The organism is Sphingomonas sp. BK345 (genome assembly GCF_014193845.1).
GTDB lineage: Bacteria > Pseudomonadota > Alphaproteobacteria > Sphingomonadales > Sphingomonadaceae > Sphingomonas.
In genome coordinates, this window is sequence record NZ_JACHZX010000003.1 from 838,054 (window position 1) to 860,862 (window position 22,809).

Consider the following 22,809-nt stretch of genomic DNA (forward strand, 5'->3'; position numbering starts at 1 on the left):
CATCATGCCAGAGGTTTCGCCGAGGAATCCCCCCAGGCGGAGGAGCAGATGCAGCGCCGGCGACCTCACAGCACCTCGAACAACCCCGCCGCGCCCATGCCGCCGCCGACGCACATCGTCACCACGACGTACTTCGCACCGCGGCGCTTGCCCTCGATCAGCGCATGGCCGGTCATGCGCGCGCCCGACATGCCATAGGGATGGCCGATCGAGATCGCGCCGCCGTTCACGTTGAGGAGCTCGTTGGGGATGCCAAGCTTGTCGCGGCAGTAGAGCACCTGCACCGCGAACGCCTCGTTGAGCTCCCACAGCCCGATGTCGTCCATCGTCAGCCCGTTCTTCTCGAGCAGCTTGGGGATGGCATAGACCGGGCCGATCCCCATCTCGTCGGGCTTGGTGCCCGCCACCGCCATGCCGACGTAGCGGCCGAGCGGGGTGAGCCCGCGCCGTTCGGCGAGCCGTTCCTCCATCAGCACGCTGGCCGAGGCGCCGTCGGACAGCTGCGAGGCGTTGCCGGCGGTGACGTGGCGGTCCGGCCCCACCACCGGCTTGAGTGCGCGCAGCCCCTCGATCGTGGTGTCGGCGCGGTTGCCCTCGTCGCGCGACAGCGTCACCTGCTCGTGGCTGACCTCCTTGGTCTCCTTGTTCACGTTGGCCTTGGTGGCGGTGACCGCGACGATCTCGTCGTCGAACCGGCCCGCCGCCTGCGCCGCCGCGGTGCGCTGCTGCGACTGGAGCCCGTATTGGTCCTGCGCCTCGCGATCGATGCCGTAGCGATCGGCGACGATCTCGGCGGTCTGGAGCATCGGCATGTAGATGTCATTGTGCATCGCCAGTAGCTCCTTGTCGGGCGCGACACGCATCTCGGGAGTCTGGACGAGGCTGATGCTCTCGACCCCGCCGCCGATCGTCACGTCCATCCCGTCGACGACGATCTGCTTGGCCGCGATCGCGATCGCCATCAGTCCGCTGGCGCACTGGCGGTCGACCGACATGCCGGGCACGCTGGTCGGCAACCCGGCGCGCAGCAGGCTGGTGCGCGCGATGTTGCTCGCCTGATGCCCCTGCTGGAGCGCGGCGCCAAGGATCACGTCCTCGATCTCGGCACGGTCGACCCCGGCGCGCTCGACCGCGGCGGCGATGGCGTGGTGCGCAAGCGTCGGCGAGGGCGTGTTGTTGAACGCGCCGCGATAGGCGCGGCCGATCGGGGTGCGGGCGGTGGAGACGATGACGGCGGAGCGCATGGGTGAGGTCCTTGAGTGAGGGTCGGGCAGGGGGTGAGGTTCGAGGCAGCCGTTGCACTCACTGCCGTCATCCCGGACTTGGTCCGGGATCCACCCGTCCGCGCGCCAGACGGCGGATGAGTATGGGGCCCGGTGGATCCCGGACCAAGTCCGGGATGACGGAAGGGGGAAGGCAGGGCACTTCCCTCACACGAACACCTGCGTGATCCACTCCGCCACCATCGCTGGCTTGTCCTGCCCCTCAATCTCGACCGTGGTGGCGGTGGTGTACTGGTAAACCCCCTGCCGCTTCTCGGCGAAGTCGGCCAGTACCGAGCGCGCGCGCACCCGCGATCCCGACGGCACCGGCGCGAGGAAGCGCACCTTGTTGCCCCCGTAGTTCACCCCCATGGTGACACCGTCGAGCCGCGGCGCGTCGGGGGTGCGTGCCGCCAGCAGCGGCAGCAGCGACAGCGTCAGGAAACCGTGCGCGATCGTCGTGCCGAACGGCGTCTGCGCCGCGCGTTCGGGATCGACGTGGATGAACTGGTGGTCGCCGGTCGCCTCGGCGAAGCGATCGATCATCGCCTGCGTCACCTCGACCCAGTCGGAGACGCTCTCGCGCCCGACCGCCTGGCTCATCTCCTCGGCCGTCACCGCGATTCCCCTCCGCCATGCGACGCGCTACAGCGCGCGCATCTGTCTAGGCCCGGCCCTGCCGTGCCCGCAAGACACAACGAACCGAAAGCACGAAGATGGCCGCTGCCGTACCGTCATCCACTCTCGCCCAGCTGCGCTCGCTCCACCGCGCGAGCGAACCCGATGTTCTAAAGCCGCTGCTGGAGCGCGCTGCGGCGGGCGCCGACTCGCGCGCGCGCATCGTCGACACCGCCTCGGGGCTGCTCGCCGACCTGCGCGCGGCGCAGGCGCGCGGCTGGGTCAACCAGTTCCTTCAGGAATATCGCCTCAACTCGTCCGAGGGCGTCGCGCTGCTCAGCCTCGCCGAGGCGTTCCTGCGCGTGCCCGACCCCGAGACCGCCGACCTGCTGATCGCGGACAAGCTCGGCGACGCCGACTGGCGCGCGCACGCCGGCCAGTCCAACTCGCGCCTCGTCAACACCGCCACCTGGGGGCTGGTGGTCGGCCGCGCGCTGGTGGGGGAGGGCGAGACCGGCCCGCTCAAGCGGCTGCTGAGCCGCGCCGGCGAGCCGTTCGTGCGCCAGGCGGTGGGCGCGGCGATGCGGATGATGGGCGAGATCTTCGTGATGGGCCGCACCATCGACGAGGCGATGAAGCGGATGCGCCGTCCCGAGCACCGCGGCTTCACTGCCAGCTTTGACATGCTCGGCGAGGCGGCGCGCACCAGCGCCGACGCCGAGCGGTATTTCCAGGCCTATGTCGACGCGATCGACGCGGTCGGCAGCGACCCGCGCGCGGGCCACTCGGTCTCGGTCAAGCTCTCCGCGCTCCACCCGCGCTACGAGGTGGCGCGCTGGGACGAGTGCGTCCCCGCGCTGACCGGGATGCTCGAAGCGCTCGCGCTTCAGGCGGCGGCGCGCGGCATCGCGCTCACCGTCGACGCCGAGGAGAGCGAGCGGCTCGAGATGAGCCTCGACATCATCGGCGCGGTCGCCGCTCTCCCGCGCTTACGCGACTGGGACGGGTTCGGCATGGCGGTGCAGGCCTATGGCAAGCGTGCGCGGCCGGTGGTGGCCTGGGCCGGCTCGCTCGGCCGGCTGATGAACGTCCGCCTCGTGAAGGGCGCCTATTGGGACAGCGAGATTAAGCGCACCCAAGTCGAGGGGCTCGACGATTATCCGTTGTTCACGCGCAAGGCCGCGACCGACGTGAGCTACCTCGCGGTGGCGCGTGACATGCTCGACGCGCGCTACATCCGCCCCGCCTTCGCCAGCCACAACGCGCTGACCGTCGCGACCATCGTCGAATGGGCGGGCAACGGCCGCGACTTCGAGTTCCAGCGGCTCCACGGCATGGGCGACGGGCTGTACGAGCGGCTGGTGCGCGATCAGGGGTATCACTGCCGCATCTACGCGCCGGTCGGCGGCCATCGCGACCTGCTCGCCTATCTCGTCCGTCGGCTGCTCGAGAACGGCGCCAACTCCAGCTTCGTCCACCAGCTCGCCGACGCGCGGCTGAGCGAGGCCGACATCCTTGCCGACCCGGTTGCCAAGATCGAGTCGGTGGGCGGCACGCGCCACCCGAGCATCCCGCTGCCGGCCGAGCTGTTCGGTGCCGAGCGGCGCAACTCGCGCGGGCTCGACCTCGGCGACCGCGTCGTGCTGGAGGACACGAGTGCCGCGGTGAACCGGCCGATGACCGAGCCGGCGCCGGCGCCCGCCGCCGACGTCGCCGCCGCGGTGTCGCGCGCGCGCGCGGCCTTCCCCGCGTGGCAGACGACCCCGGTCGCGGCGCGCGCCGCCTGTCTGGACCGACTCGCCGACCTGCTCGAACGCGACCGCGACCGGCTGATGGCGATCTGCGTGCAGGAGGCGTTCAAGACCATCCCCGACGCGATCGGCGAGGTGCGCGAGGCGGCGGACTTCTGCCGCTATTATGCGGCGCGGGCGCGCGCGACGCTCGGCTCGGTCGAGCTGCCCGGGCCGACCGGCGAGCGCAACACGCTCCACCTGGAGGGGCGCGGCGTGTGGGCGACGATCGCGCCGTGGAACTTCCCGCTCGCGATCTTCCTCGGCCAGACCGTCGCCGCGCTGGTGACGGGGAACACCGTGGTCGCCAAGCCCGCGCCGCAGACGCCGCGCATCGCCGCCGCGGCGGTGGCGCTGGCGTATGAGGCGGGCGTGCCGCGCGACGCGCTCGTGCTGGTGCCGGGCGGGCCCGAGGTGGGCGCGGCGCTGGTCGGCGACGCGCGCGTCCAGGGCGTCGCCTTCACCGGCTCGACCGCGACCGCGCGGTCGATCGCGCGCGCGCTGCTGGCGAACGACGACCGCCCGATCGTGCCGCTGATCGCCGAGACCGGCGGGATCAACGCGATGATCGTCGACTCGACCGCGCTGCCCGAGCAGGTGGTGGCGGACGTGGTCACCAGCGCGTTCCGCTCGGCCGGGCAGCGCTGCTCGGCGCTGCGGCTTCTGCTGGTGCAGGAGGATATCGCCGAGGGGCTGATCGAGATGCTCGCGGGCGCGATGGACTTGCTGACGCTCGGTGACGCGGGCGACCCGCGCACCGACGTCGGCCCGGTGATCGACCGCGCCGCCTATGACCGGCTGATGGCGTATCGCGAGCAGGCGCGCGCGCGCTGGGTGAAGACGGTGGCGGCGCCCGCGGACGGGCTGTTCGTGCCGCCGACGCTGATCCGGCTCGACTCGGTCGAGGCGCTCGACCGCGAGTGGTTCGGGCCGCTGCTTCACGTCGCGACGTGGAAGGCGGGCGCGCTGGAGGAGACGATCGCGCGGGTCAACGCCAAGGGCTACGGCCTGACGATGGGGCTGCACAGCCGCATCGCACGCGCGGCCGAGGTGACCGAGGCCGCCGCGGCGGTCGGCAACCTCTACATAAATCGCTCGATGATCGGCGCCGTCGTGGGGTCGCAGCCGTTCGGCGGCGAGGGCTTGTCGGGGACCGGACCGAAGGCCGGCGGGCCGCTGTACCTGTACCGTTTCTGCGCGGAGCGCGCGGTGTCGGTGGATACGACCAGCGCGGGCGGCAACGCGACGCTGCTGAGCCTGGAGGAAGGCGGGATCTAAGGGGCACGCGACCGCGGCGTCGCGAGAGAGTCCCTCCCCTTCAGGGAAGGGGTTGGGGCGGAGCCTCTCCGCAGACGCCGCGCTCGGGGCACCGGCCCACCCCTAATCCCTCCCCTGAAGGGGAGGGGAGAGTCGAGAAACGCCGCCTCACCGAAGCCGCGCCCCTCACCTCAGCGGCACTTCACCTTGCCGCGATCGATCGAACGGCCGAGCAGCGCGCCGCCGCCCGCGCCCAGCAGCGTGCCGAGGGTGCCGCCGCCGACCAGGTTACCGAGCACGCCGCCGCCGACGCCGCCGATCACCAGACCGGTGGTGCCGTCGTTGCGCTTGCAATAAGCGCGGCCGTCGCGCCCGCGGTAGATTTGATCGTCGCGGCCGAGCGCGCGCTCGCGCCGGCTGCTGCCGCGGCGATAGTCGCGCGAGGGCTCCCAGTTCTTGTCGTCGCCGTGCCAGCGATAGTCACGGTCGCGATCGCTGCGCTGCGCCTGCGCGGCGGGGGCGAGCATCGGGGTAGTGGCGGTGGCGAGCGCCAGCGCGGCGAGCAGGGCCTTCTTCATGGCATGTGTCTCCTTCTGCCGCCCACGAACGTCGCAGGCGGCGAGGAGTTCACTTCGATCAGGCCGGCACCGTATCGTGCCGGGGCAGCGGCGCCATCGTGCCGCCGGGCGCGAGCAGGTGCTCGCGCTTGGCGACGATCAGCGGCACCAGCACCTGCCCCGCGACGTTCACCGCGGTGCGGCCCATGTCGATGATCGGGTCGACCGCGAGCAGCAGACCCGCGCCCTCGAGCGGCAGGCCGAGCGTGGTAAGCGTCAGCGTCAGCATCACCAAGGCGCCCGTCAGCCCGGCCGTCGCCGCCGAGCCGATCACCGAGACCAGCGCCACCAGCACATAGTCCGAGGCGTGCAGCGCGATGCCGTAATATTGCGCGACGAACAGCGCCGCCACGGCGGGGTAGACCGCGGCGCAGCCGTCCATCTTGGTGGTCGCGGCGAAGGGCACCGCGAAGGCGGCATAGTCGCGCGGCACGCCGGCGCGCTCGGCGGCGTCCTCGGTGACGGGCAGCGTCGCGATCGACGAGCGCGACACGAAGCCGAGCTGGATCGCCGGCCAGGCGGTGGCGAAGAAGCGCGTCACCGACAGCCGGTTGAGCGCGAGCAGCGCGGGGTAGACGAGGAACAGCACCAGCGCGAGCCCGAGGTACACCGCGCCGGCGAAGCTGCCGAGCGCCGCGAGCGAGGACCAGCCGTAGCGCACGATCGCGGTACCGATCAGCCCGGCGGTGCCGATCGGGGTGAGCTTCACCACCCAGCGCAGCAGCCGGCGGAAGATCGCGAGCAGCGAGGCGTTCGCGGCGAGGAAGGCGCTCCCCGCCTCGCCGACGTTCACCGCCGCCGCGCCGACCGCGATCGCGACGACGATCAGCTGGAGCACGTTGAACCCCAGCTTGGTGGTGGCGCCGCCATCGGCGAGCTTGGTGCTCGCCTCGATTCCCAGGAAGTTGCCCGGGATGAGTCCGCGCAGGAAGTCGAGCCACGAGCCGGTGGTGGCGGGCAGCGCGGCGGCGGACGGATCGACCCCGCTGCGAACGCCCGGCTCGAGCAGCGTGCCGAGCGTGAGCCCGATCGTCACCGCGATCAGCGCGGTGACCGCGAACCACAGCAGGGTCTGCCCGACCAGCCGCGCGGCATTGCCGAGATCGCGCAGTGCCGCGATCGAGGCGACGATCGCGGTGAACACGAGCGGCACGACCAGCGCCTTGAGCAGCTGGACGAAGCTGTCGCCGGTGAGGCGCAGCGCCTCGGCCAGCGCGGGCAGATCGCGCGCCGCGAAGCCGAGCGCGACGCCGATCGCCATGCCGGCGAACACCTGCACGGTGAAGGAGGGGATCTTCATCGCGCAGAGGTGCGATCGCGCACCGCGCTTCGCCAGCAACTTTCCGTTTCAAACGGGCGAGCCGGGCTTGGGCGCGCTGCGTCGCACCCAAGAAAATGCTGCGTGGCACCCAGGCCACTGGTCTGTTAGCCCCTCGGCATGCCCGTCTCTGCCGCCCGCTCCGCCCGCGAGATCCTGGTCAACCTGCACGATGTGATGGCGGCGCGATCGAACGCGCAGGCCAAGCTCAACTCGGTGGTCGAGATCATCGGCGAGGCGCTGGATAGCGAGGTGTGCTCGATCTACCTGCTGCGCGAGGGCGTGCTCGAGCTGTTCGCCACCCGCGGCCTGGCGCCCGAGGCGGTGCACGTCACCAAGCTGGCGCTGGGTGAAGGTCTCGTCGGCACGATCGCCAAGAACAACGAGGTGCTCAACCTCGACGAGGCCGCGAGCCACCCCGACTTCGCCTACAAGCCCGAGACCGGCGAGGATCGCTACCACAGTTTCGCGGGCGTGCCGATCATCCGCCGCGAGCGCGCGGTCGGCGTGCTCGCGGTGCAGCATGCCGATCCGCGCAAGTACGAGGACGTCGAGATCGAGGCGCTGCAGACGGTGGCGATGGTGCTGTCCGAGCTGATCGCCAACGCCGGGCTGATCGACCAGGGCGGCCCGAGCGACCGTCCCCAGTCGACCGGCTCGACGCGGATCGGCGGGCAGAAACTGGTCGACGGCATGGCGGTGGGCTGCGCGGTGTTCCACCAGCCGCGGATCCACATCGAGCATACCGTCGCGGAGGATACCGAGGCCGAGCGCCACCGCGTCTATGCCGCCTTCGACAAGATGCGCGAGCAGATCGACCGGATCGCGCGCGAGGCGGAGTTCGGCGTCGGCGACGAGCATCAGGAGGTGATCGCCACCTACAAGATGTTCGCCTATGACGAGGGCTGGGCGCGCCGGATCAACGAGGCGATCGACAGCGGGCTCACCGCGGAAGCCGCGATCGAGCGCGTGCAGCAGCGCACCCGCCAGCGCATGCGCGAGATCGACGATCCGTTGCTCGCCGACCGCATGCACGACCTGGAGGACCTGTCCAACCGGCTGCTCCGCATCGTCTCGGGGCAGATGGGCACCGCGGCGCAACTCGGGCTGCGGCAGGACACGATCCTGATCGCGCGCAATCTCGGGCCGGCCGAGCTGCTCGAATATGATCGCCGCCGGCTCAAGGGCGTGGTGCTGGAGGAGGGGTCGCTCACCGCGCATGTCACGATCGTGGCGCGTGCGATGGGCGTGCCGGTGCTCGGGCGCGTGCGCGACGTGCGCCGGCTGATCGCCGAGGGCGACGCGCTGCTGCTCGACGTCACCGAGGGCACGCTGACGGTGCGCCCGACCGCGGCGATGGAGGAGGTGTTCGAGGCCAAGGTAGCCACGCGGCAGAAGCGCAAGGCGGCCTATGCCGCACTGCGCGACCTCGCCCCCGAGACGCTTGACGGGCACCGCGTCACGGTGATGGTCAACGCCGGGCTGCGCGACGACGTCGCGGTGCTCGACCTGACGGGCGCGGACGGGATCGGGCTGTTCCGCACCGAGTTCCAGTTCCTCGTGTCGGCGACGCTGCCGCAGCGCGAGCGCCAGCAGCGGCTGTACCGCGAGGTGCTCGACGCCTCGGGATCGCGCCCGGTGATCTTCCGCACCGTCGACATCGGCGGCGACAAGGCGTTGCCCTATCTCACGCACACCGGCGAGGAAGAGAATCCGGCGATGGGCTGGCGCGCGCTGCGGCTCGCGCTGGAGCGCGACGGGCTGATGAAGGCGCAGGCGCGCGCGCTGCTGGAGGCGGGCGCGGGGCGGACGCTCAACGTGATGTTCCCGATGGTGTCCGAACCGTGGGAGTTCGACGAGGCCAAGGCGCTGTTTGAGGCGCAGCGCGCCTTCCTCCACCAGCGCAACAAGCGCCTTCCGCTGGAGGTGCGCTACGGCGCAATGCTGGAGGTGCCCGCGCTCGCCTATCAGCTCGACGTGCTGCTGCCCAACATCGACTTTTTGTCGATCGGCACCAACGACCTCACCCAGTTCCTCTTCGCCGCCGACCGCGCCAACCCCAAGCTGGCGGACCGCTATGACTGGCTCTCCAGCTCGATCATGCGCTTCCTGCGCCGGGTGATCGTGCCCGCGCGCGAGGCCGGGGTGCCGGTGGCCGTGTGCGGCGAGATGGGCGGGCGGCCGCTGGAAGCGATGGCGCTGATCGGGATCGGGCTCGACCGGCTCTCGATCACCCCGGCCGCGGTGGGGCCGGTCAAGGCGATGATCCGCACGCTCGATCGCGCCGCCTTGACCGCCTTCATGGACGAGCTGCTGGTCCGCCCGCCGCGCGACATGCGCGGCGCGCTCGCCGCCTGGGCGACCGAGCACGGGGTCGAGCTGGCGTGAGGTCGCGACGAACCGAGTCGAATCGTGTGAAGCCCCTCTGTTGACACTGTTGCTCGTGTTTGGAACACGAACGCACGCCCGCATGAACGCGGTGGGCGCGGGGCGGAGAGAAGAATGAGCGACGGCGAGCTACCCGCACAGGCACCGACGCCCGGCTCCGTCGGCGCGCGACTGCGCGCGGCGCGCGAGGCGCAGGGGCTGTCGCTGGCCGAGGTCGCTGCGCGCACGCGCGTGACCCAGCGCTTCCTCGAGGCGCTCGAGATGGACCGGCTCGACCTGCTGCCCTCGCCCACCTACGCCTCGGGCTTCGCACGCGCCTATGCCCGCGCAGTGGGGATCGACCAGGCCGACGTCGGCCGCGCCATCCGCGGCGAGCTCGCGCGCGGCGCGATGCCGCTGCGCCAGCACCATATCGAGGAGATCGCCGACCCGTCGCGCGCGCCCTCGCGCGGGCTGGTGATCGTCGCCGCCGGGCTCGCGCTGGCGGTGCTCGTGCTGGGCGTGCTGTGGCTCTCCACCGGCATGTTCCGCGGCACCACCGAGCAGGCGCCCGAGGCGGCGCCGAGCGCGCAGGTCGCCTCCAGCAAGGAGGTGCCGCCGCCCGCGCCGACCCCGGCCGCCACCGGCAAGGTGGTGCTGACCGCGCGCAACGACGTGTGGATGCGCGTCTACGACGGTGCCAAGCAGCGCCTGTTCGAGGGCACGATGAAGCCGGGCCAGTCGTTCGAGGTGCCCGCGGGTACCGATCGGCCGATGATCAACGTCGGCCGCCCCGACCAGCTCACCGTAACGGTCGACGGCCGCGAGGTCGCGCCGCTGGGCGACGGCAAGCGCGCGATCAAGGATGTCGGCATCAGCGCCGAGGCGCTCGCCGCACGCGGGCTGCCCGCGCCGGCGCCGAGCGCGAGCACCACGCCGCCCGCGACCGCGGCGAACACGACGGCGGCGCCGGGAGACGCGGGGCAGCTCGCCGCGTTCCGCGACGTGGCGCGGTGAGGGCGGGGCGGATCTCACCGTCACGACAGGGCCGGACGCGGGGCCTTCGGGAGGGCTTCCGTCATCCCGGACGTGTTCCGGGATCCACCCCACCGCGAGAGCCACGCCTGCGGAGTCTGCGGAATGGTGGATCCCGGACCAAGTCCGGGATGACGGCGGGATGGTAGCGGTGAATGCGCGTCGAGGTCGCGTCGGGCGGCGCTCTCGCGACTCAGACCACGCCGCGCTTCACCGTGGCGACAGCTCGCTTCTATAGAGAGGTGCGACAGGTGCGCACCGGGGACGGACGATGATGACCAAGTGGATGGCAGGCGCCGCGCTGGCGCTGGTGGTGGCGACGCCGGCAGCGGCGCAGATCGAGGGCCGCGTCGGCAAGCTCGAGGCGGAGATGCGCGCGGTGCAGCGCAAGGTGTTCCCCGGCGGCGCCGGCGCGATGGTGGAGCCACAGATCGCGCCCTCGACCGCGCCGGTCGACGCCGCTGGCGTCCCGGCCACCAGCGCGCTGACCGACATCACCGCGCGGGTCACCTCGCTCGAGCAGCAGATGGCGAGCATGACCGGGCAGATCGAGCAGACCCAGTACAAGCTGCGCCAGCTCGAGCAGCAGTTCGAGGATTATCGCAAGGCGACCGACGCCAAGCTGACCCAGCCGGTCGCGCCCGTGCCGGCGCCGGGCGCGGACGCCGCCGGTGGTCCCGACGTCACCGTCCCGCAGGCGCCGGAGCCGGTGAACAGCACGCCGGCCGCCGCGCCGAGCAGCGGCGATCCCGCCGAGGACGCCTATCTCGCCGGCTATCGCCTGTGGCAGGCGAAGGACTATCCCGCCGCGGAGGCGCAGCTGAAGAAGGTGGTCGCCACTTACCCCAAGCACCGCCGCGCCAGCTTCGCGCAGAACCTGCTCGGCCGCTCCTATCTCGACGAGGGCAAGCCGAGCCTGGCGTCGATCGCTTTCTACGACAATTACAAGAAGTTCCCCGACGGCGAGCGCGCGCCCGACAGCCTCTTCTACCTGGGCACCGCGCTCCTCAAGCTCGACAAGCCGGCGGACGCCTGCAAGGTCTACGGCGAGCTGACCGACGTCTATGGCAGCAAGATCTCGCCGGGTCTCAAGGCCGATGTCGCCAAAGCCCGCACCGCCGCCAAGTGCAAGTGAGCTGAGCGTGGCGCCGCTGCCCGCGGCGGCGGTGGCGCGCTTCATCGACGACCTGCGCCGCGGGTTCGCGCGCGGGTACGGCGTGGCGGCGGTCGAGCGCGTCGGCCGGGTCGGCGTGGCGGTGTCGGGGGGGCCGGACTCGGTCGCGCTGCTGCTGCTCGCCGCCGCGGCCCTGCCGGGCGAGGTGGTCGCGGCGACGGTCGACCACCGGCTTCGCCCCGCCGGCGCCGAGGAGGCGGCGATGGTCTCAGCGCTGTGCGAGCGGCTCGGCGTGCCGCACGCCATGCTCGTTCCCGCGGCGCCGATCGCGGGCAGCTCGCTCCAGCGCCGCGCGCGCGAGGCGCGTTACGCGCTGCTGATCGACTGGGCCGCGCGCGAGCGGGTCGGCGCCTTGCTCACCGCGCACCACGCCGACGACCAGGCCGAGACATTGCTGATGCGGCTCAACCGCGCCTCGGGGCTGGCGGGGCTGAGCGCGATCCGCGCGGCGCGCCGGGAGAATGGGACGTTGCTGCTGCGGCCGCTGCTGGCGTGGCGGCGCGCCGAGCTGCGCGCGCTGGTGGAGGCGGCGGGGGCGCCCTTCGTCGACGACCCGTCGAACACCGACCCGCGGCACGATCGCACCCGCGTCCGCGCCGCGCTCGCCGCCATGCCCGCGCTCGATCCGGCCGCGCTCGCCGCCTCGGCCGGTTATCTCGCCGAGGCGGAGGAGGTGATCGCGCGGGCGGCGGAGCGGCTATGGAGCGAGCACTGGCGCGGACCCGATCGCCCCCTCGCGATCGCCGACGAGCCGCGCGAGCTGCGCCGGCGACTGCTGCGCCGCGCGATCCACGCGATTCGGGCGGATCGTGCGATCACCCGGCCAGCCTTCACCGATTCGTCCAATATCGAGCCACTGCTCGACGCGCTCGAGGCACGGCGCGGCGCGACCCACGCCGGCCTCAAGGTAGAAGTGCGCGAGGAAGGCTGGATTTTTCACGTAGCACCGCCGCGTCGATCACTCTGACCGACGCTGTTCCATTGCGATTAACCCGTCGTGGCTTACATTGCGTTCGTTGGAAAGGTACCCGATGAACGACAACGACAGGCAGCGCGGGAACGGCGGCGGCGACAATGGCGGCGGCGGCAACCCTAATCCCTGGATGAAGAGCCTGCTGATCTGGGTCGGCGTGCTGCTCTCACTGGCGGTGGTGGTGACGCTGTTCGACGGTCGCACGACGACGGCGCAGGGCAATACCGTGGCCTACTCCACCTTCCTCGACAAGGTCGACGAGGGCACGGTGAAGGACGTCAACGTCAGCCGCGACATCATCACCGGCAGCTTCTCGAACGGCGATAAGTTCCGCACCTATCCGGTGCAGGACTCGGGGCTGATCGAGCGGCTGCGCAAGGCGGGCGTCGAGGTGGCGGGCAAGCCGGAGGAGGGCCCGTCGATCTGGATGGTGCTGCTCTACCAGTCGCTGCCGTTCCTGCTGTTCCTCGGCATCGCCTTCTTCGTGCTGCGCCAGATGCAGAAGGGCGGCGGCGCGGGCGGCGCGATGGGCTTCGGCAAGAGCCGCGCGCGCATGCTGACGCAGAAGGAAGGCAAGGTCACCTTCGACGATGTCGCCGGCATCGACGAGGCGCGCGCCGAGCTCACCGAGATCGTTGACTTCCTCAAGGATCCGACGAAGTTCGCTCGCCTCGGCGGCAAGATCCCGAAGGGCGCGCTGCTGGTCGGCTCGCCTGGTACCGGCAAGACTTTGCTGGCGCGCGCGATCGCGGGCGAGGCGGGCGTGCCCTTCTTCACCATCTCCGGCTCGGACTTCGTCGAGATGTTCGTCGGCGTCGGCGCCAGCCGCGTCCGCGACATGTTCGAGCAGGCCAAGAAGTCGGCGCCCTGCATCGTCTTCATCGACGAGATCGACGCGGTGGGTCGCCACCGCGGCGCGGGTCTTGGCAACGGCAACGACGAGCGCGAGCAGACGCTCAACCAGCTGCTGGTCGAGATGGACGGCTTCGAGGCCAACGAGGGGATCATCATCGTCGCGGCCACCAACCGACCCGACGTGCTCGACCCCGCGCTGCTGCGCCCGGGCCGCTTCGACCGCCAGGTGGTGGTGCCGCGCCCGGACATCGACGGTCGCGTGAAGATCCTCGAGGTCCATATGAAGAAGGTACCGCTGGCGCCCGACGTCGACGCGCGGGTGATCGCGCGCGGCACGCCGGGCTTCTCGGGCGCCGACCTCGCCAACCTCGTCAACGAGGCCGCGCTGATGGCGGCGCGCAAGGGCAAGCGCCTGGTCGCGATGGCCGAGTTCGAGGAGGCCAAGGACAAGGTCATGATGGGCGCCGAGCGTCGCTCGATGGTGATGACCGAGGACGAGAAGCGCATGACCGCCTATCATGAGGCGGGCCACGCGATCGTCGCGCTGCACGAGCCGGCGTCGGACCCGATCCACAAGGCGACGATCATCCCGCGCGGTCGCGCCTTGGGCATGGTGATGCGCCTGCCCGAGCGCGACAGCTACAGCTACCACCGCGACAAGATGTACGCGAACCTGGCGGTGGCGATGGGCGGACGCGTCGCCGAGGAAGTGATCTTCGGCTATGACAAGGTGTCGAGCGGCGCGAGCGGCGATATCCAATATGCCACCGGGCTGGCGCGCGACATGGTCACAAAATGGGGCATGTCCGACAAGGTCGGGCCGGTCGAGTACGCCCAGCCCGAAGGCGAGAGCTTCCTGGGTTACTCGTCGAGCCAGCCGGTGCGGATGTCCAACTCCACCGCGCAGCTGATCGACGACGAGATCAAGGCGATCGTCGAGGGCGGTCTGCATCGCGCCAAGCAGGTGCTGACCGACCATCTCGACCAGCTCCACTCGCTCGCCGGCGCGCTGCTGGAGTATGAGACGCTGACGGGCGAGGAGATCAAGCGCCTGATCGCGGGCGACGACATCGGCCGCGCCGACCAGGGTCCCAAGGCGCCCGCGGTGCCGGCGGCGGGGACGTCGATCCCGAAGACCAAGCGTCCGTCGGGCCCGTTCGGCAGCGCGTCGCCCGCCGGGGCGTGAGGCGTCGAACGATCCGATGAGATGAGGGAAGGGCGGCCTGCGGGTCGCCCTTTCTTTTGAGTTGGCGGAGGCTTCCCTTCCCCACGATCCGTCATCCCGGACTTGGTCCGGGGATCCACTCGTCCGCGTATCCACGGGCCAACTGATTGTGCGACCCCGGTGGATCCAGGGCCAAGTCCGGGATGACGGCAGGACGGGGAGGAGGCGATCGCGCGAGCGACGTTGTCCATCGGACCAGTGACGCAGCCGCTCGCCACCTTCGATGAGTTCCCGCGCACGCGGGAGCCCCGGGCGTCGAGCGATATCGTCCGCGGCGCTGGGCTCCGGCGTCCGCAGGAGCACGGCAGCGGTGCCCCGCCCCCGCCCCCGCGCCCCTGATCGCTCACCCCGAGGCGGCGACGATCGCGATCCACCCCGCCTCGTCGACGACGCGGATACCGAGCTCGGTCGCCTTCTTCGCCTTCGACCCCGCACCCGGTCCGGCCACCAGCAGATCGGTCTTCTTCGACACCGCACCCGAGACGTGCGCGCCGAGCGACTCGGCCTGCGCCTTGGCCTCGTCGCGGCTGAGCGTCTCGAGCGTGCCGGTGAAGACGACCGTCTTGCCCGACACCTCCGACGCGACGGTCTCGACGCGGAAGTCGGGCGGCGCCACCTCAGCGAGCAGGTCGTCCCACACCGCGCGGTTGTGCGGCTCGTGGAAGAAGTCGGCGAGCGCGTGGCCGACCGCGGCACCAATATTCTCCACCCCGATCAGCTCGGCGATCGCCTTGTCGAGCCGGGTCCGGAGCCGGCCCTCCTCTTCGCCGAGCGCGGCCGTCGTGCGCTCGCGCAGCGCGATCAGCTCGTCCGCCAGCGCCGCGACCGCGGGCAGGGTGACATAATGTTTGAGCAGGTCGCGCGCGGTGACGATCCCGACATGGCGGATGCCGAGCCCGAACAGCAGCCGCGCCGCGTCGGGCTGGCGCCGGGCCTCGATCGCGGCGAGGAGCGCGTCGACCGACTTGGCCTGCCAGCCCTCGCGCCCGACCAGCTCCTCGCGATGCGCGGCGAGGCGGAAGATGTCGGCCGGCTCGGCGATCCAACCAAGGTCGACAACCTCCACCAGCGTCTTCTCGCCCAAGCCGTCGATGTCGAGCGCGCCGCGGCTGACGAAATGCTTGAGCCGTTCGAGCCGCTGCGCCGGGCAGATCAGCCCACCGGTGCAGCGCACGTCGACCTCGCCCTCCTCGGCCACCGCCTCGCTGCCGCAGCGCGGGCAATGGTCGGGAAAGACATAGGGCGCGCGCTCGGCGTCGCGCGGCAGCACCTCGACGATCTGCGGGATCACGTCGCCGGCGCGCTGGAGCAGCACGCGGTCGCCGACGCGCGCGTCGAGCCGCGCGATCTCGTCGCGGTTGTGCAGCGTGGCATTGGTCACGACCACCCCGCCGACCGTCACGGGGGTGAGCCGCGCAACGGGGGTGAGCTTGCCGGTACGTCCGACCTGGATGTCGATCGCCTCGAGGATGGTCTCGGCGCGCTCGGCGGGGAATTTGTGCGCGATCGCCCAGCGCGGCGCGCGCCCGACGCTGCCCAGCCGCTGCTGATAGTCCAGCCGGTCGACCTTGTAGACCACGCCGTCGATGTCGAACGGCAGATCGGCGCGCTGGTGCTCGATCGCGCGATAGACCGCCAGCGCCGCGGCGGCGTCGTCGCAGCGTGCGAAGGCGTCGGCGATCGGGAAGCCCCAGGCGCGCAGCGCGGCGACGATCGCCTCCTGCGTGTCGCCGGGCACCGCGCTGGCCTCCCCCCAGCCGTGTGCGAGGAAGCGCAGCGGGCGCGCCTGGGTCACCGCGGCGTCCTTCTGGCGCAGCGAGCCCGCGGCGGCGTTGCGCGGGTTGGCGAAGCGCCGCGCCTCCTTACCGGTCGCCTCGGCTTCGTCGGCGAGCCGCTGGTTGAGCGCGGCGAACGCGGCCTTCTCCATATAGACCTCGCCGCGCACCTCGAAGATGGCGGGCGCGTCGTCGGGGAGCGCGCGCGGGATGTCGTCGATCGTCAGCACGTTGGCGGTGACGTCCTCGCCGGTGGTGCCGTCGCCGCGGGTGAGCGCCTGGACGAGGCGGCGCTCCTCGTAGCGCAGCGAGCAGGACAGGCCGTCGATCTTGGGCTCGGCGGTGAGCGCGACCGGCTCATCGTCGGCCAGCCGCAGGAACCGGCGGACGCGGCGGACGAACTCCTCCACGTCCTCGTCGGCGAAGGCGTTGTCGAGGCTCATCATCGGCCGCGCGTGCGCGACCTTGGCCAGATGTGCGGCGGGCGCGGCGCCGACCTGGCGGCTGGGCGAGTCGGCGCGGATCAGCGCGGGGAAGGCCGCCTCGATCGCGGCGTTGCGGCGGACCAGCGCGTCATAGGCGGCGTCGCTGATCTCGGGCGCGTCGTCGGTATGGTAGCGCCGGTTGTGGTGCGCGATCTCGCGCGCGAGCCGCTCGATCTCGGCGGCGGCGTCGGTCTCGGTGCTGGGCAGCGGCGCGTCAGTCATGCCGGAATGGGTAAGCGGGGCGTGGCAGTGGGTCTAGTGGGGAGGGAGGGCGAGCGACGCCCCCTGATGGTCACGCCGAAGCTTCCCGCCTCTCCGTCATTCCCGCGGAGGCGGGAATCCATGCGCGCTGACGCCGCGCAAGAGGAGAGACGTCGGCGTACCTGGATCCCCGCCCGCGCGGGGATGACGGACGGACGGTATGAACACACGGATGAATGAAGGCCGAGGCGGAACCTCTGTCGGTCGACGCCAACACCAATGCTGCGCTCGACGCGTGCGCGCGAACCGCCTCAGGCGGCAGCGAGCTGATTCGCGGTGGCGTCGGCCAGGCTGGTGCCGTCGAGGATGCGCGCGGTCTCGTCGCGGACGCGCATCATCGCGTGGCGGATCGCGCACTCGGCCTCGCTCTTGCAGTCCTTGCACGAGCGATAGGCGGTGCGGCTGACGCAGGGCACCAGCGCGAGCGGCCCCTCGATCACGCGGATCACCTCGCCCAGCGAGATCAGATGCGCCGGCCGCGACAGCACGTACCCGCCCATCTTGCCGCGGTGGCTGTGGAGCAGGCCGGCGTCACGCAGGTCGGCGAGGATCAGCTCGAGGAACTTGCGCGGGACGTTGGCCTCGGCGGCGATCCGGGTCATCGGGATCGGCGGCGATCCGGCCGGCGCGCCCGCCAGGAACAGCATGGAGCGAAGGGCGTAACGGGACCGCTGGGTGAGCATATCGCAGTATATACAGGGATATTGTGGCGGGCAAATGGCCATCCGGGGCTTTTCCCGCGATCCGCGTCCGCCTATATGACTCGCGTCGGGTTCTACCCGGCTATGGCGATAAACTGCGGCGTACAATAGGCGCAGCGGACCCGGGGGCAGTACCCGGCGGCTCCACCATCGCGGCTGCACGCAGCCGCGCTGACGGGGCCGAACCAGGATCGACGTGTGTTGAAAAGCGCTGTTTTCGCTCGGAATGGGACCACCGCAACGGCCCATTACACAAGTGCCAACGACAACGAAGCACTCGCGATTGCGGCGTAACTGACGGCCTAACGGCCTGACGTTACACCAAAAAAGCGCGGTCGGACCCCACCGGGCAACAGAAGGGGATTCCAGCGGTACGGGAGGCACCGGGCAACAGAAGCCTCCCACTCACAACATCGGCGACGTCTGTGATGGCCAGCGCCTCCGCCGTTCGCCTGTCCGAGCGCCCGCGCATCCAGGCGCCCGGAACGGCTGCCAATGGTGATGATGTCCCTGCGCTCCGGCCTTCGACGGAGCACGCGTGCAGGGATCAGACCGCTGGGAAGGCCGGCAGGAGCTCGCGCCCGCGACTCGCCTCTACCCTCCGCTCAGCTGCCACGCAGCGGAAGGACGTTCCTTCGCGGCTTGCCATGGTGATCGATCCTCGTCGGGCCCGATGTCGATCAGTCGTCGCCCAGCAGCGACGACTTGCGCGGGATCGTCTCGCCTTGCGGCTGGCCCTTGTCGAGCGTGTCGCTGGGGCGACGTGCGTCGCCCTCGCGCTGGTGCTCGGTGGAGAGATTGGGCCGTTCGGTCAGTTCGGTTGGCTTGGTGTCGTCCTTGTCCATGCACCGTCTCCTTCATCGCGGAAACGGGCGGGGTAGCGGGCGCGTTCCAGCCAGTGCCTCGAGACGCCGCTTCGACAGGCTCAGCGGCTCCTCAGCACGAGCGGTGACGTAGCCAGGAGCGTGCCCAGCAAGATCCGTTCGCGCTGAGGAGAGGCTGAGCTCGCCGAAGCCTCGTCTCGAAGCGTCGTCCCCGGCGTCGATCGTCGAGTGGCTTAGTCGGCGGGTTCAGCGTCCATTTAGCACCAAGGTGGGCGTGTCCTTTCGACATCACGCGTCGATGCCGCCCCCCAGCGAGGCGTTGACCAGCCCGCCGTCGACCGCGATCGTCTCTCCCACCACATAGTCGCCCGCGCGCGAGGCGAGGAAGATCGCGGTGCCTGCCATGTCTTCCGCCTCGCCGATGCGTCGCGCCGGGATACGCTTCGCCACCGCGTCGGCGTGGTCGCGCGCGGCGCGGTTCATCTCGCTGGCGAAAGCGCCCGGCGCGATCGAGCTGACGTGGATGCCGTCCTCGACCAGCCGCGCCGCGAGGCGGCGGGTGAGGTGGATCAGCGCTGCCTTCGACGCCTGGTAGCTGTACGTCTCCCACGGATTGAGCCGCAGTCCGTCGACCGAGGTGATGTTGATCACCTTGGCCGGCGGGTGCGCCGCCGCGCCGGCGCGGAGCAGCGCGTGCAGCGCCTGGGTCAGGAAGAAGGGCGACTTGACATTGAGATCCATCACCTTGTCCCAGCCACTCTCGGGAAAGTCGGTGAAGGGCACGCCCCAGGCCGCGCCCGCGTTGTTGACGAGGATGTCGAGGCGCCGCTCGCGCTTACCCAGCGCCGCGGCGAGCGCGCGGCAGCCGTTCACCGTCGACACGTCCATCGGCAGCGCGTGGCAGTGCGCGCCCAGCGCCGCGGCGGTCTCCTCGCAGGCCTCGGCCTTGCGGCTCGAGACATAGACGGTCGCCCCCTGCGCGACGAAGCCCGCCGCGATCATCCGCCCGATGCCGCGGCTGCCCCCCGTGACGAGCGCGACGCGGCCGTCGAGCCGGAACAGATGGTCGGTGTTCATGTGCCTCTCCTGTGTCATGTGTCGGGGAGCGCTCCCCTTCGGTCTTCCGGCCCCAGGCCACGATCGTCCGCCGCGCGGTCTCGCCTCATCGTCATCCCCGCGGAGGCGGGGATGACGAAGAGCGGGGTCGGACGCTCCCCTCACCCTCTCGCCCGTCATCCTCCCGCCGCTGGCGTCCTCCGCAGAAACCCCGCTTCACCCGCCGCGCTTCAGCGTCTCGCGCGCGATGATCAGCTGCTGGATCTGGCTGGTCCCCTCGTAGATGCGGAACAGCCGCACGTCGCGGTACAGCCGCTCGATCCCGTAATCGGCGATGTAGCCGGCGCCGCCGTAGATCTGCACCGCGCGGTCGGCGACGCGGCCTACCATCTCGCTGGCGTAATATTTGGCCGCCGCGCTCTCCAGTACCACCTCGGCGCCGGCGTCCTTCGCCGCGGCGGTCTCGAGCACCAGCGCGCGCGCGGCGAGCGCCTCGGTCTTGCTGTCGGCGATCATCGCCTGGATCAACTGGTGCTCGGCGATCGCCTTGCCGAACTGGCGCCGCTCGCTGGCATAAGCGACGCAGTCGGCGATCAGCCGCTCGGCGACGCCGACGCACACCGCGGCGATATGGAGCCGCCCGCGATCGAGCACGCGCATCGCGATCTTGAATCCCTGTCCCTCTGCGCCGAGCCGATTGACGACGGGAACCGCGACGTCGTCGAGGTGGAGATCGGCGACCTTGGCGCCCTTCTGCCCCATCTTCTTCTCGGGCTCGCCGACCGACACGCCCGCGAGCGTGCGCGGGACCAGGAAGGCCGAGACGCCGCGGCCGCCCGGCGCGTCGCTGGTGCGCGCCATCACGGTAAAGAGGTCGGCGCGATCGGCGTTGGTGATGTAGCGCTTGGTGCCCGAGAGCCGGTAGACGTCGCCGTCGCGCACCGCGCGCGTCGCCACCGCGCCGGAATCGCTGCCGACGCCGGGCTCGGTCAGCGCGAAGCTGGTGACGATCTCGCCCGCGGCGATGCGCGGCAACCACTCGGCCTTCTGCTCGGGCGTGCCGGCGAGCACCAGCCCCTGGCTGCCGATCCCGACGTTGGTCCCGAAGGTGGAGCGGAACGCAGGCGTGGTGCGCCCCATCTCGATGGCGACGCGCGCCTCCTCCGCCATGGTGAGGCCGAGACCGCCGTAATCCTCGGCGATCGACAGGCCGAACAGGCCCATGTCGCGCATCTCGGCGACGACCGCGTCGGGCACCGCGTCCTCGGCCTCGACCTGCGCCTCGAGCGGGCGAAGCCGCTCGGCGACATAGCGGCGGACGGTCTCGATCAGCGCGGCGAAGGTCTCGGGATCCAGGGCCATGGCAAGGCAATCGACTATTGCGGGTGCGTCGATCCTAGGCAGGCGATCGGCGGATCACAAGCAGCCTACCAGACCCGTTCTTCTAAAATGCCGGCGTGAGCCTTATTGCGCCACATACTGCCGCGAGGAATGTGACGGGAGGATGCGACCCCACTGCGCCCGCGTCGATCGGGCGACGCGCGAATGCGGCGATTCGGCGGTGACAAGAGGGTGATTTTAACCGTCGATTCACACTGCGGGACAGCTTCGCTAACCTTTTCCCGACGCCAGTGTTCGGCTCACCGCCGCGGCAACTCGACTCGTCCGGAAAGGTTCCGGCAGCGTTTGTTCGGTCAGGATTCACCGCCTAGCAGAGACTCATCAGTTTCGAGAGACCGGGGGGTCACCCGTGAATTCCAAGGCTCTGACGGCGCGCTTCGCGCTGGTGGTATCGTGCGCGCTGATGACGGTGGCGCCGGCGCAGGCACGCTACCTGCAGTGCGTCCCCTTCGCGCGCGAGGTCTCGGGCATCGAGATCCGCGGCAACGCCAACACCTGGTGGGGCCAGGCCGCCGGCCGCTACGAGCGCGGCCACGTGCCGGTGGAAGGCGCGGTCATGGCCTTCAAGGCGACCCGCGGCATGCCGATCGGCCACGTCGCGATGGTGAGCCGGGTCGTCAGCGACCGCGAGGTGCTGCTCACCCACGCCAATTGGTCGCGCCGCGGCGGGATCGAGCGCGACGTCCGCGCGATCGACGTCTCGCCGGCGGGCGACTGGAGCGCGGTGCGCGTCTGGTACGCCGGCAACGGCGACCTCGGGACGAGCAGCTACCCGCTCGCCGGCTTCATCTATCCGGACAAGGCGCCGGCGCCGGAGGTCGAGGCGCCGCTCGCGCCGATGACGATCGCCACCACCGCCGCGGCGCCGGTCGCGGGCGCGCTGCCGATCGACGGGGACTGAGCGGATCGTGCGGTCGGCTCACGCCGGTCGGAAGGTCATCGCCACGCCGTTCATGCAATAGCGCTTGCCCGTGGGCGGCGGGCCGTCGTCGAAGACGTGGCCGAGATGGCCGCCGCAGCGCCGGCAATGCACCTCGACGCGCGCCATGCCGAGGCTGCGATCGGTCCGCGTCGCCACCGCGTCACGCAGCGGCGCGTAGAAGCTGGGCCAGCCGGTGCCGCTGTCGAACTTCGTCTTGGACGAGAACAAGGGCGCGGTGCAGCCCTTGCACGCGAACGTGCCGGCGCGGTGTTCGTCGTTGAGCGGGCTGGTGAACGGCCGCTCGGTGCCCTCGTGGCGCATCACGTCGAACGCCGCCGGGCCGAGCTGCTGGCGCCACTGCGCGTCGGTCTTGCTCACCGCGAAGCGCTCGGGCGCGGCCTCGGCCTGGCGCCCGCATCCCACCAGCGCGACGCCGGCGGTGCCGAGCGAGGCGAGCGCGAGGAAGCGGCGGCGGTGGAGCGGGATGTCGGTCATGCCGCCGGATATAAGATCGGGCCGGCCCGCCGCCAGAGCGCAGAACCTGCAAAAGCTTGCATGGGTTAAATTGCGGCAACGGAGCGTTCCTTCCCATGTCCTTCCAGCAACTCGATCCGCCGCTCCCGGTCCATGTGCTCGATCGCGGCGCGGGCTACGCCTTCGCGGTGATCGACTACGGTCAGGAACATCATCTCATCTGGGTCACCGCTCCCAACGAGACTGGTGAGATCCGGTGTGCACCCAACCCGCGCGTCCGCTTGCAGGCGAACTGGACGATGGGTCGCGTCAAGCCGCCCGCCGTCACCGCGGCGCGCGACGGCGCCTGCGTCTCCGAGGTGCCGCTGACCGCGGCCGCCTTGTAGCGTGACGCACCGGCTGGGCGCGGCGGCGCCCTC

General features: G+C 70.9%; 18 protein-coding genes and 1 other RNA gene. 9 read left to right on the plus strand and 10 right to left on the minus strand.

Translation table 11 applies throughout. The annotated features are described in order from the left end of the window. Nucleotides 1–65: 65 nt before the first annotated feature. Both FHY03_RS13190 and FHY03_RS13195 read right to left on the minus strand, forming a co-directional pair. A complete protein-coding gene (locus FHY03_RS13190; protein WP_183931259.1) occupies nucleotides 66–1,244 on the minus strand; it encodes an acetyl-CoA C-acyltransferase in 1,179 nt (392 codons plus the stop codon). A gap of 186 nt (nucleotides 1,245–1,430) precedes the next feature. Next, a complete protein-coding gene (locus FHY03_RS13195) occupies nucleotides 1,431–1,865 on the minus strand; it encodes a MaoC family dehydratase (protein WP_183924807.1) in 435 nt (144 codons plus the stop codon). Nucleotides 1,866–1,978: 113 nt separating this feature from the next. Here FHY03_RS13195 and FHY03_RS13200 point away from each other — a divergent pair, with 113 nt between their 5' ends. After that, nucleotides 1,979–4,948 carry an L-glutamate gamma-semialdehyde dehydrogenase gene (locus FHY03_RS13200; protein WP_183931261.1) on the plus strand — a complete coding sequence of 990 codons (2,970 nt, stop codon included), beginning with the start codon at nucleotides 1,979–1,981 and terminating at the stop codon, nucleotides 4,946–4,948. Between the two features lie 170 nt (nucleotides 4,949–5,118). Here the strand turns inward: FHY03_RS13200 and FHY03_RS13205 are convergent, their stop codons facing one another. Both FHY03_RS13205 and FHY03_RS13210 read right to left on the minus strand, forming a co-directional pair. Beyond that, nucleotides 5,119–5,505 carry a glycine zipper 2TM domain-containing protein gene (locus tag FHY03_RS13205; RefSeq protein WP_183924803.1) on the minus strand — a complete coding sequence of 129 codons (387 nt, stop codon included), beginning with the start codon at nucleotides 5,503–5,505 and terminating at the stop codon, nucleotides 5,119–5,121. 58 nt (nucleotides 5,506–5,563) lie between these two features. Beyond that, complete coding sequence (locus FHY03_RS13210; protein ID WP_183924801.1) at nucleotides 5,564–6,844, minus strand: dicarboxylate/amino acid:cation symporter; 1,281 nt, start codon at nucleotides 6,842–6,844, stop codon at nucleotides 5,564–5,566. Nucleotides 6,845–6,982: 138 nt separating this feature from the next. Here FHY03_RS13210 and ptsP point away from each other — a divergent pair, with 138 nt between their 5' ends. From ptsP to ftsH, 5 genes are all read left to right on the plus strand, one after another. Further along, nucleotides 6,983–9,250, plus strand: coding sequence for a phosphoenolpyruvate--protein phosphotransferase (gene ptsP, locus FHY03_RS13215; protein WP_183924799.1), 2,268 nt, complete (start codon nucleotides 6,983–6,985; stop codon nucleotides 9,248–9,250). Between the two features lie 114 nt (nucleotides 9,251–9,364). After that, the gene (locus FHY03_RS13220) at nucleotides 9,365–10,246 is read left to right on the plus strand and encodes a helix-turn-helix domain-containing protein (protein WP_183931263.1); all 882 of its coding nucleotides are present in this window, start codon (nucleotides 9,365–9,367) and stop codon (nucleotides 10,244–10,246) included. Nucleotides 10,247–10,538: 292 nt separating this feature from the next. Next, nucleotides 10,539–11,399 (plus strand): YbgF trimerization domain-containing protein, encoded by an 861-nt coding sequence (locus FHY03_RS13225; RefSeq protein ID WP_183924795.1) that lies wholly within the window; start codon nucleotides 10,539–10,541, stop codon nucleotides 11,397–11,399. A 7-nt stretch (nucleotides 11,400–11,406) separates the two neighbouring features. After that, a complete protein-coding gene (gene tilS / locus FHY03_RS13230; RefSeq protein WP_183931265.1) occupies nucleotides 11,407–12,405 on the plus strand; it encodes a tRNA lysidine(34) synthetase TilS in 999 nt (332 codons plus the stop codon). A gap of 64 nt (nucleotides 12,406–12,469) precedes the next feature. Continuing rightward, nucleotides 12,470–14,452, plus strand: coding sequence for an ATP-dependent zinc metalloprotease FtsH (gene ftsH / locus FHY03_RS13235; protein ID WP_308462256.1), 1,983 nt, complete (start codon nucleotides 12,470–12,472; stop codon nucleotides 14,450–14,452). Nucleotides 14,453–14,834: 382 nt separating this feature from the next. Here the strand turns inward: ftsH and ligA are convergent, their stop codons facing one another. Then, a complete protein-coding gene (gene ligA, locus FHY03_RS13240) occupies nucleotides 14,835–16,973 on the minus strand; it encodes an NAD-dependent DNA ligase LigA (protein ID WP_183931267.1) in 2,139 nt (712 codons plus the stop codon). 290 nt (nucleotides 16,974–17,263) lie between these two features. Then, the gene (locus FHY03_RS13245; RefSeq protein WP_132908900.1) at nucleotides 17,264–17,695 is read right to left on the minus strand and encodes an Rrf2 family transcriptional regulator; all 432 of its coding nucleotides are present in this window, start codon (nucleotides 17,693–17,695) and stop codon (nucleotides 17,264–17,266) included. Between the two features lie 45 nt (nucleotides 17,696–17,740). Between FHY03_RS13245 and ssrA the strand changes: the two genes are divergently transcribed. Further along, nucleotides 17,741–18,081, plus strand: a transfer-messenger RNA (tmRNA) gene (gene ssrA / locus FHY03_RS13250). 312 nt (nucleotides 18,082–18,393) lie between these two features. Here ssrA and FHY03_RS13255 read toward each other — a convergent pair. From FHY03_RS13255 to FHY03_RS13265, 3 genes are all read right to left on the minus strand, one after another. Next, nucleotides 18,394–18,558: a hypothetical protein gene (locus FHY03_RS13255; protein ID WP_183924788.1), complete on the minus strand. Its 165-nt coding sequence runs from the start codon at nucleotides 18,556–18,558 to the stop codon at nucleotides 18,394–18,396. A gap of 267 nt (nucleotides 18,559–18,825) precedes the next feature. After that, nucleotides 18,826–19,614 carry an SDR family oxidoreductase gene (locus FHY03_RS13260; protein WP_183931269.1) on the minus strand — a complete coding sequence of 263 codons (789 nt, stop codon included), beginning with the start codon at nucleotides 19,612–19,614 and terminating at the stop codon, nucleotides 18,826–18,828. Nucleotides 19,615–19,809: 195 nt separating this feature from the next. Further along, a complete protein-coding gene (locus FHY03_RS13265) occupies nucleotides 19,810–20,955 on the minus strand; it encodes an acyl-CoA dehydrogenase family protein (protein WP_183931271.1) in 1,146 nt (381 codons plus the stop codon). 388 nt (nucleotides 20,956–21,343) lie between these two features. Here FHY03_RS13265 and FHY03_RS13270 point away from each other — a divergent pair, with 388 nt between their 5' ends. After that, complete coding sequence (locus FHY03_RS13270; RefSeq protein WP_311721602.1) at nucleotides 21,344–21,895, plus strand: CHAP domain-containing protein; 552 nt, start codon at nucleotides 21,344–21,346, stop codon at nucleotides 21,893–21,895. Between the two features lie 18 nt (nucleotides 21,896–21,913). Here the strand turns inward: FHY03_RS13270 and msrB are convergent, their stop codons facing one another. Then, on the minus strand, nucleotides 21,914–22,411 hold the full coding sequence (gene msrB, locus FHY03_RS13275; protein ID WP_183931273.1) for a peptide-methionine (R)-S-oxide reductase MsrB: 498 nt from the start codon (nucleotides 22,409–22,411) through the stop codon (nucleotides 21,914–21,916). Nucleotides 22,412–22,506: 95 nt separating this feature from the next. On the opposite strand from msrB, the gene FHY03_RS13280 reads away from it, so the two are divergent. Then, entirely contained in the window at nucleotides 22,507–22,776 is a 270-nt protein-coding gene (locus FHY03_RS13280; protein ID WP_183931275.1) for a hypothetical protein, read from the plus strand. Nucleotides 22,777–22,809: the final 33 nt, after the last annotated feature.

Excerpts from the sequence above, each read along its gene's own strand:
- FHY03_RS13280 (WP_183931275.1), top strand. The coding sequence starts at position 22,507 with ATGTCCTTCCAGCAACTCGATCCGCCGCTCCCGGTCCATGTGCTCGAT.
- FHY03_RS13225 (WP_183924795.1), top strand. The coding sequence starts at position 10,539 with ATGACCAAGTGGATGGCAGGCGCCGCGCTGGCGCTGGTGGTGGCGACG.
- FHY03_RS13195 (WP_183924807.1), bottom strand. The coding sequence starts at position 1,865 with ATGAGCCAGGCGGTCGGGCGCGAGAGCGTCTCCGACTGGGTCGAGGTG.
- FHY03_RS13255 (WP_183924788.1), bottom strand. The coding sequence starts at position 18,558 with ATGGACAAGGACGACACCAAGCCAACCGAACTGACCGAACGGCCCAAT.
- FHY03_RS13220 (WP_183931263.1), top strand. The coding sequence starts at position 9,365 with ATGAGCGACGGCGAGCTACCCGCACAGGCACCGACGCCCGGCTCCGTC.
- msrB (WP_183931273.1), bottom strand. The coding sequence starts at position 22,411 with ATGACCGACATCCCGCTCCACCGCCGCCGCTTCCTCGCGCTCGCCTCG.
- FHY03_RS13245 (WP_132908900.1), bottom strand. The coding sequence starts at position 17,695 with ATGCTCACCCAGCGGTCCCGTTACGCCCTTCGCTCCATGCTGTTCCTG.
- ftsH (WP_308462256.1), top strand. The coding sequence starts at position 12,470 with ATGAACGACAACGACAGGCAGCGCGGGAACGGCGGCGGCGACAATGGC.
- FHY03_RS13260 (WP_183931269.1), bottom strand. The coding sequence starts at position 19,614 with ATGAACACCGACCATCTGTTCCGGCTCGACGGCCGCGTCGCGCTCGTC.
- FHY03_RS13265 (WP_183931271.1), bottom strand. The coding sequence starts at position 20,955 with ATGGCCCTGGATCCCGAGACCTTCGCCGCGCTGATCGAGACCGTCCGC.
- FHY03_RS13205 (WP_183924803.1), bottom strand. The coding sequence starts at position 5,505 with ATGAAGAAGGCCCTGCTCGCCGCGCTGGCGCTCGCCACCGCCACTACC.
- ptsP (WP_183924799.1), top strand. The coding sequence starts at position 6,983 with ATGCCCGTCTCTGCCGCCCGCTCCGCCCGCGAGATCCTGGTCAACCTG.
- FHY03_RS13210 (WP_183924801.1), bottom strand. The coding sequence starts at position 6,844 with ATGAAGATCCCCTCCTTCACCGTGCAGGTGTTCGCCGGCATGGCGATC.
- ligA (WP_183931267.1), bottom strand. The coding sequence starts at position 16,973 with ATGACTGACGCGCCGCTGCCCAGCACCGAGACCGACGCCGCCGCCGAG.
- FHY03_RS13190 (WP_183931259.1), bottom strand. The coding sequence starts at position 1,244 with ATGCGCTCCGCCGTCATCGTCTCCACCGCCCGCACCCCGATCGGCCGC.
- FHY03_RS13200 (WP_183931261.1), top strand. The coding sequence starts at position 1,979 with ATGGCCGCTGCCGTACCGTCATCCACTCTCGCCCAGCTGCGCTCGCTC.